This window comes from Burkholderia reimsis, from assembly GCF_003294055.1.
Classification (GTDB): domain Bacteria; phylum Pseudomonadota; class Gammaproteobacteria; order Burkholderiales; family Burkholderiaceae; genus Burkholderia; species Burkholderia cepacia.
The window spans coordinates 70011-85370 of record NZ_QMFZ01000027.1; the positions used below are offsets into that span (position 1 = coordinate 70011).

Below are 15360 nucleotides of genomic sequence, written 5' to 3' on the forward strand. Positions count from 1 at the left end.
TCAACTCAGTACAACACGCGCCCGGCCATTTTGAACCGGCAAGTTAACCGACATCCGGAAATCCAGAGGGGGCAGTAAACCATGATTACCTTCACGTAGTCAGCCGCCGCGTTTTCGAATAATCCGTCATTGGCATTTTCATCGCTGTTGATTAACGGCGAGGGGATTGTTTTTGCCGGCGTTTTCGCAGCACTGAACGATTCTTTCAACAATCGAGGTTTCAGTCATGTCGATCGATATTCGCAAGATGCGTTATCTGCCGCTCGTCGCCGCGCTCGCACTCGCCGGGTGCGGCGGTGACGACGGCGGTGCAGGCTCCGCTTCCGCGCTCAGCTCCGCCGGCGCACCGCACTCGGGCTCGTCGCCCACCGTCAACGCGCCGCCGAGCGCATCCAACGTCGACAAGAGCGTGTCGCCTGTCGAGTTGCCGGACACCGTGGTGCCCGTGAACTACCGGCTGTGGTTCCGCCCGAACGACGCGCTGAACGCGTTCGACGGCCGCGCCGACGTCGAGATCAAGGTGCTGAAGCCGGTCAACAACATCGTGATCGCCGGCCACCGGATCAAGTTCACGAACGGCCGCATCACGCTGCAGCCGGGCAACATCCAGCTGATCGCGACGCCGCAGGACAAGGGCGACTTCTACCAGCTGCGCCCCGTGAGCGGCACGATCTCGCCGGGCAACTATTCGCTGCACATGGAGTGGTCGGGCATCATCAACTTCAAGTCGTACGACGATCCGGGCACGAAGACGGGCGGCAGCTGCGGCGACGATCCGTATCCGGGCTGCTCGGCCGCGGAAGGCGTGTTCCGCGTCGACCTGAAGGGCACCGACGGCAAGACGAGCGGCGCAATCCTCACGCAGGGCGAAACCAACCTGTCGCGCCAGTGGTTCCCCGGCTGGGACGAGCCGGCGTTCCGTCCGACCTATGAAGTGACGGCCGAAGTGCCGTCGAACTGGCGCGTCGTGTCGAACGCGGCCGAGAAGCCGTCGACCAACGTCGGCGGCGGCTACAAGCTCGTGCAGTTCGAGAAGACCCCGCCGATGCCGTCGTACCTGCTGTTCTTCGGCGGCGGCCAGTTCGACACCTATGAAGACGACTTCACGAGCCCGCTGCCGGGCGGCAAGGGCGGCCTGCACCTGCGTGTGTTCACGCCGCCGGGCATGAGCGACTGGGCGAAGCCGGCGATGGACCGCACCAAGCAGGCACTCGACTTCTACTACCGCTACACGGGCATTGCGCTGCCGCTCACGAAGTTCGACACGGTGGCCGCGAACGATGCGTTCAAGGAGCAGAAGGACCTGAACTTCGGCGGGATGGAAAACTGGGGGTCGATCCTCGAGTTCGCCGACGACATCCTGCCGCAGCCGGGCCAGCCGATGTCGCACTACGGCAACGAGGTGCTGACGCACGAAGTCGCGCACCAGTGGTTCGGCGATCTCGTCACGACCGACTGGTGGGACAACGTGTGGCTCAACGAGTCGTTCGCGACGTTCTTCGAGACGAAGACGACGATCCAGTTCTTCCCCGACGAGTTCAGCTGGCTCGACCAGGTGAAGAACAAGTACCGCGTGATCAATCGTGACATCGGCCCGAACGCCTTCCCGGTCGCGCCGAACTTCAACGGCTGGGCCTCGAACGACTTCGTGCTGAGCGCCAGCGCGTTCACGTACGACAAGGGCGGCCACGTGCTGAAGACGCTCGAGAACTATCTCGGCGAACAGACGCTGCGCAAGGGTCTGCAGCAGTACCTCGTCGACTACTCGTTCGGCAACGGCACACCGAAGCGCCTGTGGGATGCGCTGTCGAAGGAAAGCGGCCAGGCGATCGGCGCGATCGGCGACAGCTACATCCGCCAGACCGGCGTGCCGCTGATCTCGCTCGACACGCAGTGCGACCTGACGAAGAACCAGACGGTCGTCACGCTGAAACAGCAGCCGTTCCCGAACAAGAACGCGTATCCGGGCCTGCAGTGGACGGTGCCGATCACGCTCGCGTACGGCCAGGGTCTCGCGAAACGCACGACGCTCGCGCTGAAGGATACGCAGACGCAAACGCGGATCGACGGCTGCACGGGCGTGGTGGCCGACCCGAGCGGGCTCGACTACTACGTCGTGAACTACAGCGACGCGGCCTGGAGCGGGCTGCTCACGCAGGTCAACGGCTCGACCGATCCGGTGCTGCTCGCGAACCTGAAGAGCGAAGCCGCGCTGCTCGTCGCGAACAACCTCGCGCCGGCATCGCGCTCGACGTCGATCGGCTCGGTCGCATCGCCGGCCGCGATGAAGCTGCGCCAGACGCCGACCTTCGGCGGCATCGAACCGGTGACGAAGGAACGCCCGGCACTGCAATACCAGGGCATCTTCAAGCCGCGCAAGGTAGTCACGCAGTAACGGTGCGCGCCCGGCCGGTGCCGCGCAGCCTGCGGCGGCCGGCCGGCGTACCGGTTTCTCCGACCTTTGACGGGCCTCGCGTGCGAGGCCCTTTTTCATGCCCGGCGTGCGTCGGGCCCGGCGACACGCCGCCGACCGTCGCCCGCCGTCGTCGTCACGCCCACGCGGCATCCCACGCCGGCTGCGCGAACCACGTCGCGAGGAACGCAACGAGCCGCGACGCGCGTGCGGTGCCGCGCGCCGGCTGGCGCAACACGTGGATCGTCGCCGGCTCGGGCGCCGCCGCGAACTGCGGCAGCACCGCGCGCAAGCGGCCGTCGCGCAGCGCGTCCCCCGCGAGCCAGGTCGGCAGGTGCGCGAGACCGAGCCCGTCGATCGCGGCTTCGAGCAACGCTTCCGAATGATTGCTGCGAAACCGCGGCTGCGCCGGCGCGTGGCGGCGCTCGCCGAAGCGCCACGCGCCCGGCGGCGGCACGCCGTGCCAGGCGAGGCAGTCGTGTCCGGCGAGTGCGTCGGGCGTATCCGGCTCGCCACGCCGCGCCAGATACGTCGCGCTCGCGCACAGCACGCGCCGCTGCGGCGCCAGCACGGTTGCGACGAGGCGCGTGTCCTCGAGCGGGCCGATACGCACCGCGAGATCGACGTCGGAGCCGAGCCGCGCGCCCTGCAGGTCGACCATGCTGTCGGTCAGCACGAGGTCGACCTGCAGCGCCGGATGACGCTGCATGAACGCGGCCAGCGCGGCCACCAGGTGCCGCCGGCCGAACGGCGCCGGACAGTCGACGCGCAGCAGCCCGCTCGGCTCGTCTTGCTGGCTGTGCAGGTCTTCCTGCAGGCCGCGCAGCTCGGCCAGCATCCGCGTCGCGCGCCCGTACAGCAACTGCCCGGCCTCGGTGGGCCGCAGCGCATGCGTGGTGCGATGCAGGAGGCGGATGCCGAGCTGTGTCTCGAGCCGGTCGATGCGCCGCGTGACCGACGACGCGGCGACACCCAGCCGGCGGGCGGCCGCCGAGAAGCTCTGCTGGTCGACCACGTCGACGAACAGCGCCAGGTGCGGGGAGAGGAAATCGTCCATTCGGTGCCTTCGGATTTGGCTATGCGTTCATCGCAAAACAATCATCCGCCTTTGCGGGTTTCCGCGTCAAACCGGGCCGACTAGACTGCGTTCATCCATTTCACTCGCTGCACGCCCCGCCCCACCGGGCCGCGCGGCAGCCAACCGCCACGGAGATCACCATGCGCAGCATCCGCTTCGACGCCCCCGCCGCCGACATCGAGTCGCTCGACGCGCGGGTCAGGGAAATCGACACGCCCGTACCGGGCGACGGCCAGATGCTGATCGAGGTGCACGCGGCCGGCGTGAACCCGAGCGACGTGAAGGCCGCGCTCGGCCGCATGCCGCACGCGGTGTGGCCGCGCACGCCCGGGCGCGACTGGGCCGGCATCGTGCGCAGCGGCCCGGAAGGCTGGATCGGTGCGCCAGTGTGGGGTTCGGGCGGCGATCTCGGCGTCGGGCGCGACGGCTCGCACGCGCAATGGCTCGTGCTCGACGCGGCACTGGTGCGCCGCAAGCCCGCCGTGCTGACGCTCGACGAAGCGGCCGGCGTCGGCGTGCCGTTCGTCACAGCCTACGAGGGCTTGCGCCGCGCCGGCATGCCGGCGGCCGGCGACGTCGTGCTCGTGTTCGGCGCGAACGGCAAGGTGGGCCAGGCCGCGATCCAGCTCGCGACCGCGCACGGCGCAACCGTGATCGGCGTCGAGCGCAGCGCCGGCGGCTATCGTGGCCACGCATCGAGCGACGTGCACATGATCGACGCGTCGAAAGAACCGGTGGCCGACGCGGTGCGCGCGGCGACCGGCGGCCGCGGCGCGGACATCGTCTACAACACGGTCGGCAGCCCGTACTTCGAAGCGGCGAACGCGTCGATGGCGATCGGTGCGCGGCAAATCTTCATCTCGACGATCGAGCGCAGCGTGCCGTTCGACATCTTCGCGTTCTATCGCGGCCAGCACACGTTCGTGGGCATCGATTCGCTGCAGCTCGGCGGCGCCGCGGTCGCGCAGATCCTCGACACGCTCGCGCCCGGCTTCGGCAACGGCACCCTGCGCCCGTTCCCGATCGGCGACGACTACGTCTATCCGCTCGAGCGCGCGCACGATGCGTATCGCGCGGTGCTGGCCGGTGCGCGCGAGCGCGTCATCCTCAAACCCTGACGCCGGATCACACGGGAGACCGCCATGACGGATTACGTGACCTCGCTCGCGGTGGGCCTCGGCGTCGGCGTGTTGTATGCGCTGCTGCACGTGCGCTCGCCGGCCCCGCCGCTCGTCGCGCTCGTCGGGCTGCTTGGAATGGTGATCGGCGAACGCGCGATCGCGCTGTTGCGCTGACGGGTCGATGCCGCTAGCGGTCGTCGCGCCGGCGGAATGCCCACCACGCGGCGAGTGCCGTGAAGCCCGCCACGAGCAGCACCATCAGCCAGAAGCCGTGCTTGTTCTCCGAGAACGGCACGCCGCCGACGTTCATCCCGAAGAAGCCGGCGACGATGTTGATCGGCAGCGCGATCACGGTCACGAGCGTCAGCGTGAACAGCGTCCGGTTGTTCTGCTCGTCGAGACGCGAGCCGATCTCTTCCTGAAGCAGCTTGATCCGCTCGTTGAGCCCGGCCAGGTCGGCGAGCACCAGCGAAAACTCCTCGGTCGACTCGCGCAGCTCCTGCACGTCTTCCACGTGCAGCCACGCGGGCGGTTTCGCGAGCAGCCGGAAGATCGACCCGGGCTCGGGCGCGAGCATGCGCTGCAGGCGCGTCAGCGTGCGGCGCATCGCGCCGAGCTCGATGCGGCTCGACGTGAGCCGCTGCGACAGGAAGCGGTCCTCGATGCGATCGACGTCGACGCTCGTGCGCCGCATGATCTGGATCAGCAGGTCGGCCTGGTCGCGCAGCAGGTGCACGAGCAGCTCCGCCGGCGACCGGAACTGCTCGCCGTCGCGCACGCACGCGCGCAGCGTGTCGACCGAGCGCAGCGGCTTGAGCCGCGCGGTGACCATGATGCGCCGCTCGACGTGGACGAACAGCGTCGCGATTTCCGACGGCGTCAGTTCGAGGTTGAACATCACGTCGTTGACGATCGCCCGCAGTGCGCCGTCCTCCTGCTCGATGCGCGTCGAGCGCGACCCTTCGTGGAGGAATTCGAAGAAGCTGTCGGGCAGATCGAGGTGCGTGCGCATCCAGCGCTCGCTCGCGCCGTGTGCGAGATTGAAGTGCAGCCAGACGAAATCGTCCGACGCGCCATCGCGCTCGCGGCACGTGCGCAGCCACGCGGCGGCCGTGTCCGCGTCGAGCGTCGCGCCGGATCCGCCCGGATCGAAGCGGAATCCGCACACCATGCCGGACGTATCGGCGCCGTAAGTCTGTACGATCAGGTCCATCGTGTCGAAAGTCGTGCGGCGCGCGGCGCGCCGCGCATCGCGGGTCGCGAGCCCGCGCCGGAAAAGGAAAGGAAACGTATGCCCGACGGGCATGACGCGCCGGTGACAGCGTCACGCCGCATCATACCGGCCGATTCCGCCCCCCCCAAAAAGCAACGCGCCGCCCAACGGGCGGCGCAGGTGCGGCAGGCCGGCAAACACGAGACGCGTTACTGCCGCGTCTCCGACTGCGCGGCACTCGGGCACGCGGGATCCTTGCCCCAGTGACCTTCGCAGACGCGCCAGCGGCACAGTTGATCCTCGAAGAAACCGCGCTCCGAACATTCCTTCACGCGCGACGCCAGCGAGCCGGCCGTCGCGGCCGTCTTGGTCGGCACGGCCTGCGCCTTCTGCGCGGCGAGTTTCTTGTCGGCGGGCTTCGTGCGCGCGACGAGCGCCGCGAGCAGATCCGCATCCGGATCGTCCTTCCCGGCCGCCTTCGCACTTGCGGTGCGGGTCGACGTCGCGTCGCGACGCTTCTTCGCCTGCGCGAGCTCGGCCTGCTGTTCCTTGCGATGCTTGCGGGCCTCGGCCTTTGCGTCAGCCTTGGTTTCGGCCTTCGTGTCGGTCTTGCCGTGCGCCGCGACCTTCGCGTTCTTCGCTGCGTCGGCCTTCGCGGTCTTGGTCGCAGCAGCAGCGGCGGCCGCCGCACCGGCCGTGGCCGTGCCCGATGCATCATCGGCGCCGTTGGCGAGCGCGCGCGACAGGCGGCTGTTGTCCGCGGCGGACGCGGACGATGCGGAAGCAACGGTTCGGGAAGCTGCGTCGTCGTTGACGATCGTGGCCGGCTGCGCGGCGGATGCCGCATTTTGCGCGACCTGCACGGCAGCGTCGCTGGCCGCTGCGGCCTTCGCCGGCGCGGCGGCCGCGGGTGCGGCCTCGGCCGTGACGGCGGCGGCCTGCTCGCTCGAATGCTGCATGCGCCATGCGCCCCAGCCACCGACGGCAACCACCAGTGCAACGACGGCTGCGATCGGCGCCTTCAGCGAACGGCGCGGCGGTTCGGCCGGCGGCGTGACACGTCCTTCCAGATTCGCGAGAATGCGCGACTGCTGAGCTCCGTCGCCTGCCGGTTTGGTATCGGACAGCAGGCTGGGCGGAGATTTCGAATTTGAATTTTCCGGCGCACTCATTCAGCGTCTCATTGAATCCTGGTTTAATTCACCGCGATAATATAGCCCGGCCTCTCGAAGCAGCCTGATTCTAAGAGCAAGCATTGCAAAACACAATCAATTCCAATTTCCGGGGATTTCGTTGATTGCCGTCGCACTCGTCGCCTATTTCGCCCTTGCCGTAGCAGTTGCGGCACTGTTGCTTTTACCGGGTATCCGCGCGACCGTTTTCGAATCCGTCGCCCAGTTTCACGGCCGTCTTACACGCCGTGCGAACGATCGCGCCGCGCGTACGCGAAGTCAGATTGTTAAATCGGCAAGCGTTACGCGCGGCGCTTTAAACGATGTGCAAAATTTACTGGTTCGACGGCGCTTGATGATTATGGTATCGGCAGGTATTCTTGCGACGCCGCCATTGGTCGCCATTGCGTTACGCGGCCGGCAATTGTTCCAGTACGACGACACGGCGCGCGTGCCCGACGAGAAGATCGCCGCCCTGCTGCAGGGCGAACAGCTCGTACCGCCCCCGCCGCTGCCGCCGGAAGTCTTCGCCACCAAGGAAGTCGAACAGGTACGTCCGGCGCTGAAGGATGCAAGCCGCGACTGGAACCTGCTGGATCCGGATTTCCGTACGCGTTTGCTGCTGGTCTACAAGATCATGCACGAACAATATGGATATGAAATGGCGTTGCTGGAAGGTTACCGGAGCCCGGAACGGCAGAACCGGCTGGCGGCAATGGGCGGCAACGTGACCAACGCGGCGGCCTTCCAGAGTTATCACCAATTCGGGCTGGCGGCCGACAACGCATTCCTGCGCGACGGCAAGCTGGTCATTTCCGAGAAAGATCCGTGGGCGATGCGCGGCTACCAGTTGTACGGCCAGGTCGCCGAACAGGTTGGCCTGACCTGGGGGGGCCGCTGGAAAATGATGGATCTCGGGCACGTGGAATACCATAAACCCGGTTTTAAACTGGGACGCGGCAGCTAGCCAGGGCTGCCGGACAGGAAATAATGAGGGCGGCATGGGGCTTTTTAATATCCCGGCAGGAAACGATATGGGCGGCGCAAAAAATCATGCATTCCGGTGCGCGATTTTTTCCGGCCGCCGCTTCCGTTTTAAATCTCACAGCGTCCTTTCGTTAATGCGCGCGCCTTCTCCGATGCCGCGGGCGCATTGATGCCAGCCCCCTTCATCCCGTTTGACAGCATGGCGACACATCGCGGCGCCACCCTTGCCGCTCGACGCGCCTGCGTCGCCTCACCGAATCGCACCGGAACCTGAACGTCCTATGCAACGCATCCTCAACGTGCTGACTCATCCGCGTACGCTCTCGATCGTCGGGATCGTCGCGCTAGCGGCCATCCTCTTCATCGTCGCCGACATGCTGCAGCTGCCGCTCCTGTGGGCGGCGATCGCGTTCGCGGCGATCCTCGCGCTGTGGCTCGTCGTCGCGCTGTGGCGCCGCTGGCGCGTGAAGCGCGCGAACCAGCAGCTCGGCCAGGTGCTGGAGGAGCAGGCGGAAACCGGCAAGATCGCCGCGCCCGCCGCCGCCGCGCTCGCCCCCGACGCGAAGACGGCCGATCTCGACGTGCTGCGCACGCGCCTGTCGGACGCGGTGAAGACGATCAAGACGTCGAAGATCGGCCAGGTGTCGGGCGGCTCCGCGCTGTACGAACTGCCGTGGTACATCGTCATCGGCAACCCGGCCGCGGGCAAGAGCAGCGCCGTGCTCAATTCCGGCCTGCAGTTCCCGTTCGCGGACAAGAACAGCGCGGTGATCCACGGCATCGGCGGTACGCGTAACTGCGACTGGTTCTTCACGACCGAAGGGATCCTGCTCGACACGGCCGGCCGTTATTCGGTGCACGAGGAAGATCGCAGCGAATGGCTCGGCTTCCTCGGCCTGCTCAAGCGCTATCGCCCGAAGGCGCCGATCAACGGCATCATCGTCACCGCAAGCATCGCCGAACTCACCGGCAACCGCCCCGAATTCGCGATCAACCTCGCGAAAAACCTCCGCCAGCGCGTTCAGGAGCTGACGGAGAAGCTCGAGGTGTTCGCGCCGGTCTACGTGATGTTCACGAAGGCCGACCTGATCACCGGCTTCACCGAATTCTTCAGCAGCAGCGACAAGCACGAGTACGACCGCGTGTGGGGCGCCACCCTGCCCTACGAACCCGACGACAAGCGCGACGTGGTCGCGCAGTTCGACACGCACTTCGAGGAACTGTACGAAGGGCTGAAGGAAATCAGCGTCGCGCAGCTGTCGCTGTCGCGCGGCAACCAGCTGTCGCCGGGCCAGCTGAGCTTCCCGCTCGAATTCTCGACGATCAAGCCGTCGCTGCGCGCGTTCCTCGCGACGCTGTTCGAGAACAACCCGTTCCAGTACAAGCCGATCTTCCGCGGCTTCTACTTCACCAGCGCATTGCAGGAAGGCGAAACCAACAGTGCGGCCGCGCAGCGCATCGCGCAGCGCTTCGGCCTCGACGGCAGCGCGCTGCCGAAGCCGCACAGCGCGTTCTCGAAGAACGGCTTCTTCCTGCGCGACCTGTTCTCGAAGGTGATCTTCGCGGACCGCCAGACGGTGCGGCAGTTCGCGAGCCCGACCAAGACCCGGTTGCGCTACGCGACCTTCTTCGGCTTCGTCGCGGCGCTCGCGCTCGCGCTGGGCGGCTGGACCTGGTCGACGATCGGCAACCAGCAGCTCGTCGCGAACGTGCAGGCCGACCTCGACAACGTCACGCGCCTGCAGCAGGGCCGCAACGACCTGCAGTCGCGCCTGCAGGCGATGGACATCCTCGAGGACCGGATCGAGCAGCTCGAGCAGTTCCGCCGCGACAAGCCGGTCTCGGTGTCGCTCGGCCTGTACCAGGGCGACCGTCTCGAGCAGCACCTGCTGACCGAGTATTACAACGGCGTGCGCCAGATCCTGCTGGCCCCCGTGTCGCAGAATCTCGCGTCGTTCATGAAGGACGTGAACGCGCATCCCGAGCAGCTCGTGCCGATGACGCGCCCGCCCGAATCGGGCGCCGTGCAGGGTGGCGCGATTCCGGTCTCGACGAACGCGGCAGGCGCCGCGCCGCAGGCCGGTGCCGCACTGGCCGCGTCCGGCACCGCGCCGGCCGCAGCGCAACAGCCGGCCGCTCCGCAGGGCGGCCTCTACAGCGACGCGTCGCCGACCAACGTGCAGGACGCGTACAACGCGCTCAAGACGTACCTGATGCTGTCCGACAAGCGTCACGTCGAGCAGGCGCACCTGACCGACCAGCTCGCCCGCTTCTGGCGCGGCTGGCTCGAGACGAATCGCGGCAACATGCCGCGCGACGAGATGATCAAGAGCGCGGAGCGCATGATCTCGTTCTACCTGTCGCGCGTGAACGACGACGACTGGCCGATGATCGACGCGAACCTCGCGCTCGTCGACCAGACCCGCGAGAACCTGCGCCGCGTCGTGCGCGGCATGCCGGCCCGCCAGCGCGTGTACGAGGAAATCAAGGCACGCGCGTCGACCCGCTTCGCGCCGATGACCATCGCGCGCATCGTCGGCGACGGCAACCAGGGGCTCGTGGCAGGCAGCTACGCGATTCCGGGCACGTTCACGCGTGAAGCGTGGTTCGACTACGTGCAGCCGGCGATCCGCGACGCGGCGACCAAGGAACTGCAGGCGAAGGACTGGGTGCTGAACACGTCGACGCAGGACGACCTGACGCTCGAGGGCAGCCCCGAGCAGATCCAGAAGACGCTCGTCGGCATGTACAAGACCGAGTATGCGCAGCACTGGCAGAAGTTCATGCAGGGCATCGCCGTGCAGGGCTTCAGCAGCTTCGGCCAGGCAGTCGACGGGATGAACCGCCTCGGCGACCCGCAGGATTCGCCGATCCGCAAGATCCTCGAGACCGCGTACGACCAGACGTCGTGGGACAACCCGTCGCTCGCGAACGTGACGATCAAGAAGGCGCAGACGGGTGTCGTGAACTGGGTCAAGCAACTGTTCTCGCGCTCGCCGGCCGGCCAGGTGGCGGCCGCCAACATCGACATCAACGGCAATCCGGCCGAGGTGCCGATGGGTCCGATCGGCCAGGAATTCATCGGGCTCGCGCGGATCGTCGCGGTGCATGACGGCACGTCGATGCTCAAGGGCTACATGGAGTCGCTGTCGAAGGTCCGCACGCGCTTCAACGTGATCAAGAACCAGGGCGACCCGGGCCCGGGCGCGCGCCAGCTGATGCAGCAGACGCTCGACGGCAACGGTTCGGAACTCGCCGATTCGCTGAAGCTCGTCGACGAACAGATGCTGACCGGCCTCACCGATTCGCAACGCAAGTCGCTGCGTCCGCTGCTCGTGCGGCCGCTGATGCAGGCGTTCGCGGTCGTGATCCAGCCGGCCAGCGCCGAAGTCAACAAGGTGTGGAACGCGCAGGTCTACCAGCCGTTCCAGAACTCGCTCGCGACGAAGTACCCGTTCGCGGCGAGCGCGAAGGTCGAGGCCGGCGCCGGTGAAATCGCGCAGGTGTTCGGTCCGGACGGCTCGATCGCGAAGTTCGTCGGCACGACGCTCGGGCCGCTCGCGGTGCGCCGCGGCGATACCCTCGCCGCCCGCACGTGGGGCGACATGGGCATCGGCCTCACGCCGGACTTCACGAACGGCTTCGCGCGCTGGGTCGCGCCGCTCGCGGGCGGTGCGGCAGGCGGCGCGGCCGCGTCGTCCGAGCCGCAGACGGTGTTCCAGATCCTGCCGCAGCCGAGCACGGGCACGACGGAATACACGATCGCGATCGACGGCCAGCAACTGCGCTACCGCAACACGCCGCCGCAGTGGACCAACTTCGTGTGGCCGAACCCGCAGGGCTCGCCGGGCGCGACACTGTCCGCGACGACCTTCGACGGCCGCACGGTGCAGCTCGTCAACGAGCCGGGCCGCTACGGCCTCGAGAAGCTGATCAACTCGGCGCAACGCAAGCGCCGTCCGGACGGCACCTTCGACCTGACGTGGGCGCAGGGCAGCGTGAACGTGTCGGTGACGATGCGCATCATCAGCACGTCGCAACCGTCCGGCGGCGGGGGCAGCGACCAGCCGCAGCAGCAGAGCCTGCGCGGCCTGCAGCTGCCGTCGTCGGTCGCCGACGCGAGCGCGGGCGCCGCGCAGAACGCGACCCAGTCCGGCACGGGTACGCCGGGCGCAGCGCCGGCCGTCGCGGCCGCCAACGCAACGAATGCACAGGGGGCGCAATGACGCAAACCGTACAGGCGCAAATCGCCTACTTCGGCAAGATTCCGTCGCGCGGCGACTTCGTGAAGAGCCCGCACAATCCGCAGTTGCTGCAGACGCTCGATCGCTGGATCGCGCAGGCGCTCGAACTGCTCGCGGAAGATCCGCGCTGGAAGCTCGTCTACGAGGATGCGAAGCCGATGCATTTCGCGTTCCTCGGCTCGCGCAGCAAGCTCGCGATCGCGGGCCACATGGTCGCGAGCCACGACGTGTCGATGCGCCGCTTCCCGTTCCTCGGCGCAACGGCGCTCGAGGTCGACCGGCCGCTCGCGTTCCTCGCGCGCAGCCCGCTGGCGTTCGCGCGGCTGTGGTCGCGCGTCGCCACGCAGATCCCGCCGCTGCTCGGCAAGGACGAGCCGCCCGGCGCGCTGCAGGCGCTCGGCGACACGCAGGTGCCGATCGACGTCGGCGGCCCCGGCACGTCGCATGACGGCACCTTCAACGATTTCGTCGAACACCAGTCACTGTACGGCCTCCAGGAGATGCTGCTCGACAGCGGTCATCCCGTGCGGCTGCGCGGCGCGATGCTCGCGCTCGGCTCGCTGCTGCGGCCGGTGATGCAGAGCGGCTCGTCGCACATCGAACGCGGCCTCACGCTGCCGCTGCCGGTCGATCCGTTCTACCGCAGCCTCGTCGCCGCGTTCTGGCTCGAACTGATCGCGCCGTTCGTCGCGCAGGCCGACTTCGAGCTCGCGATCTTCATCGGCACGATCGCCGAACGCGAACGGCTCATCATCGGCTTCAACGGCGCGTCGGCCAAGACGCTGCTGAGCGTCGTCGACCCGCAGACCTACGCCGCCCACAACATCGACATCGACGATCCCGAGTGGATCGACGCCCATGCGCAAAACGATCACCAGATCAGCAAGCTCGTCAGCTACCTCGAACAACCGCAACTCTCGCTGCGCGTCGCCATCGACGCGTTCCGTGAAGCGTTCATCGGAGGCTGACGGGATGCATCGCATGAATCACGTCCTCGCCGCCCTCTTCGCCTCCGGCCTGTTCATCGGCAGCGGCGCGGCCTTCGCGCAGAACACGGGCGCGACGGTCACGCCGGTCGGCAACGGCACGGTCGCGACGACCGCGCTGCCCGCGAACCCCGGTGCCGCACCGGGGACGGCGTCAGGCGCCGTCGTGCACGGCACGGCCGGCACCGCGAGCACCATCACGCCGCCGCCCGCGGCCGCGACACCCGGCCAGGTGGTCGTCGGCGGCAAGGTGCCCGACGAGGCGACCAAGGCCGCCGTGCTGCAGAAGCTGCGCGACACCTACGGCGCGACGAACGTCGTCGACCAGATCGAGGTCGGCGACGTCGCAACGCCGCCGAACTGGAGCGCGAACGTGCAGAAGCTGCTCGGCGCGCAGCTCAAGCAGATCAGCAAGGGGCAGCTGAAGATCAACGGCACGCAGATCGAGATGAAGGGCGAGGTGCACAACGAAGCGCAGCGCCAGCAGCTCGCGAGCGACATGGCGAATACGCTGAACCCGACGTATACGATCAGGAACGGGCTGCGCGTATCGGCATCCGAACAGGGCGTGCTCGACCAGACGCTCGCGAACCGGACGATCGAGTTCGAGACGGGCAGCGCGACGCTCACGCCGCAGGGCAAGCTGATCCTCGACCAGATGGCGGCCGCGCTCGCGAAGATGCAGAACCGCACGGTCGACATCATCGGCCACACCGACAACTCGGGGAACCGCACGTCGAACATCGCGCTCAGCCAGGCGCGCGCGGATGCGGTGAAGGGTTACCTGATCACGAAGAGCATCCCGCCGCAGCAGATGACGACGACGGGTGTCGGGCCGGATCAGCCGATCGCGCCGAACGATACGGCGGACGGGCGCGCGCGGAATCGACGGATCGAGTTCCGGGTGGGGCAGTAAGCGTAGAGGGGTGTCACGGGCCGCTTCGTGCGAAGCGGCCCGGCAGGCGACGGGCGGCGGCAGCGATGCGCCGCCCGTTTCGCGTTTACGACTGCTCGTCCGGCCTCACGCCCAGCAGTTCGCGAATATGCGACAGCGAGCCGTCGTCCTTCACGACGCTCTCGAGCCACTTGTGGAGCGGCATGTCGGCCCATTCGGCCGCCTTGTCGGCGAGATACGCGACCGGGCTGTGCGGCTCGGTCTGGCGGAAATAGCGGGCGACCGCGCGCAGCTGGTCGACGGCCTGCGCACGGTTCTGGATGCCGGCGATCATCTGCGTCACCGGGGCGCGCGGAATGGGCTGCGGCTGCACGTGAGTCTCCTCGGTCTGAATCGGATTGCCGAACACCGGCTCGATGCGCTCGGGTTGCGCCTGCGGTGCCGACTGTGTGTGCGGCGCGCTGCCCGTATAACCCTGCTCGCGCGCAAAGCGCTCGGCGAGCCGGTACACGGTCTCGAACGCGTCGCGCGCCTGCCGGAAGCTCGGCGCCGAATCGCCCGCGCGCTCGACGAGCCGCTCCTCGAACGCATCGAGCGCGAATTCGAACGCCTTCAGGTTCGCGAGCAGCGCCGTGTAGAACGCGATCGACGTCACGCGCCGCGACGAATCGATCTGCTCGATCGACGGCTTGCCGCGTGCGATGTCGTCCGCGTGTTCGGGGTCACGCTTGATGGCCTGCGCGACGTGCTGCGCCACTTCCCAGTCGAGCGTGCTGAACGCGTTCGACGCGCCGTCCGTCAACGGCACCGCGCGCAGCAGCTCGGCCGTGCGGCCGGACAGCCACGCGACGTTGCCGAGCCGGTGCTCGATGTCGTCGTCTTCGGGCAGCGGGTGGAGGGTGTCCCAGAAGTCGCGGCACAGGCCCTCGAGCAGCGCATAACCTTCGGTGAGGCCGGTGATGCCGTCCTCGAGCGCGAGCGCCTCGGTCAGCCACACGGCGAGCCGCAGGTCCTTCGTGCGCGTGCGCAGCAGCTCGCCTGCGTGATCGACGACGAAGCCCCAGTCGGCCTCCTTGATCTCGGTCACCCATTCGCCCTGGTCGAGCGTCGGGTCGTCGTAGCGCCGCGCGTCCTGGATCGCGTCGAATTCGTTCGAAAACAGCAGGTCGTCGCCGCTGGGCGACGCATCGCTGATCGGCGTCAGCAGCTCGGGGAGATTGATCGGCATGGTTTCAGTTCATCAATGCTGGG

10 protein-coding genes and 1 pseudogene are annotated in these 15360 nt (G+C 67.5%); 7 read left to right on the plus strand and 4 right to left on the minus strand.

All coding sequences use genetic code 11. The features are described 5' to 3' along the window. The first annotated feature begins 226 nt into the window (after positions 1-226). Positions 227-2395: a M1 family metallopeptidase gene (locus DPV79_RS27415; protein ID WP_113046969.1), complete on the plus strand. Its 2169-nt coding sequence runs from the start codon at positions 227-229 to the stop codon at positions 2393-2395. A gap of 154 nt (positions 2396-2549) precedes the next feature. On the opposite strand, the gene DPV79_RS27420 is transcribed toward DPV79_RS27415, so the two are convergent. After that, entirely contained in the window at positions 2550-3470 is a 921-nt protein-coding gene (locus DPV79_RS27420) for a LysR family transcriptional regulator (protein WP_113046970.1), read from the minus strand. Between the two features lie 161 nt (positions 3471-3631). Here DPV79_RS27420 and DPV79_RS27425 point away from each other — a divergent pair, with 161 nt between their 5' ends. Both DPV79_RS27425 and DPV79_RS27430 read left to right on the plus strand, forming a co-directional pair. Next, a complete protein-coding gene (locus tag DPV79_RS27425; protein ID WP_113046971.1) occupies positions 3632-4609 on the plus strand; it encodes a quinone oxidoreductase family protein in 978 nt (325 codons plus the stop codon). Positions 4610-4633: 24 nt separating this feature from the next. After that, positions 4634-4783 (plus strand): annotated as a pseudogene (locus DPV79_RS27430) (DUF1427 family protein); the annotation flags it as partial. A gap of 16 nt (positions 4784-4799) precedes the next feature. Here the strand turns inward: DPV79_RS27430 and DPV79_RS27435 are convergent. Together DPV79_RS27435 and DPV79_RS27440 are read right to left on the minus strand one after the other, a co-directional pair. Next, the gene (locus tag DPV79_RS27435) at positions 4800-5825 is read right to left on the minus strand and encodes a transporter (RefSeq protein WP_048023647.1); all 1026 of its coding nucleotides are present in this window, start codon (positions 5823-5825) and stop codon (positions 4800-4802) included. Positions 5826-6034: 209 nt separating this feature from the next. After that, positions 6035-6997 (minus strand): phage tail protein, encoded by a 963-nt coding sequence (locus tag DPV79_RS27440; RefSeq protein ID WP_113046972.1) that lies wholly within the window; start codon positions 6995-6997, stop codon positions 6035-6037. 121 nt (positions 6998-7118) lie between these two features. Between DPV79_RS27440 and DPV79_RS27445 the strand changes: the two genes are divergently transcribed. The 4 genes from DPV79_RS27445 (at position 7119) to DPV79_RS27460 (ending at position 14130) form a co-directional block, all read left to right on the plus strand. Next, on the plus strand, positions 7119-7964 hold the full coding sequence (locus DPV79_RS27445) for a M15 family metallopeptidase (protein ID WP_021161809.1): 846 nt from the start codon (positions 7119-7121) through the stop codon (positions 7962-7964). 301 nt (positions 7965-8265) lie between these two features. Then, entirely contained in the window at positions 8266-12210 is a 3945-nt protein-coding gene (gene tssM, locus DPV79_RS27450) for a type VI secretion system membrane subunit TssM (protein WP_059486504.1), read from the plus strand. Further along, on the plus strand, positions 12207-13196 hold the full coding sequence (tagF, locus tag DPV79_RS27455; RefSeq protein WP_021161811.1) for a type VI secretion system-associated protein TagF: 990 nt from the start codon (positions 12207-12209) through the stop codon (positions 13194-13196). Before tssM ends, tagF begins: the two co-directional genes overlap by 4 nt. A gap of 4 nt (positions 13197-13200) precedes the next feature. Further along, positions 13201-14130 (plus strand): OmpA family protein, encoded by a 930-nt coding sequence (locus tag DPV79_RS27460; RefSeq protein ID WP_113046973.1) that lies wholly within the window; start codon positions 13201-13203, stop codon positions 14128-14130. Positions 14131-14215: 85 nt separating this feature from the next. Here the strand turns inward: DPV79_RS27460 and tssA are convergent, their stop codons facing one another. Then, positions 14216-15337, minus strand: a complete 1122-nt coding sequence (tssA, locus tag DPV79_RS27465) for a type VI secretion system protein TssA (RefSeq protein ID WP_113046974.1) — start codon at positions 15335-15337, stop codon at positions 14216-14218. Positions 15338-15360: the final 23 nt, after the last annotated feature.

Excerpts from the sequence above, each read along its gene's own strand:
- tssA (WP_113046974.1), bottom strand. The coding sequence starts at position 15,337 with ATGCCGATCAATCTCCCCGAGCTGCTGACGCCGATCAGCGATGCGTCG.
- DPV79_RS27435 (WP_048023647.1), bottom strand. The coding sequence starts at position 5,825 with ATGGACCTGATCGTACAGACTTACGGCGCCGATACGTCCGGCATGGTG.
- DPV79_RS27420 (WP_113046970.1), bottom strand. The coding sequence starts at position 3,470 with ATGGACGATTTCCTCTCCCCGCACCTGGCGCTGTTCGTCGACGTGGTC.
- DPV79_RS27440 (WP_113046972.1), bottom strand. The coding sequence starts at position 6,997 with ATGAGTGCGCCGGAAAATTCAAATTCGAAATCTCCGCCCAGCCTGCTG.
- DPV79_RS27425 (WP_113046971.1), top strand. The coding sequence starts at position 3,632 with ATGCGCAGCATCCGCTTCGACGCCCCCGCCGCCGACATCGAGTCGCTC.
- tagF (WP_021161811.1), top strand. The coding sequence starts at position 12,207 with ATGACGCAAACCGTACAGGCGCAAATCGCCTACTTCGGCAAGATTCCG.
- tssM (WP_059486504.1), top strand. The coding sequence starts at position 8,266 with ATGCAACGCATCCTCAACGTGCTGACTCATCCGCGTACGCTCTCGATC.
- DPV79_RS27460 (WP_113046973.1), top strand. The coding sequence starts at position 13,201 with ATGCATCGCATGAATCACGTCCTCGCCGCCCTCTTCGCCTCCGGCCTG.
- DPV79_RS27415 (WP_113046969.1), top strand. The coding sequence starts at position 227 with ATGTCGATCGATATTCGCAAGATGCGTTATCTGCCGCTCGTCGCCGCG.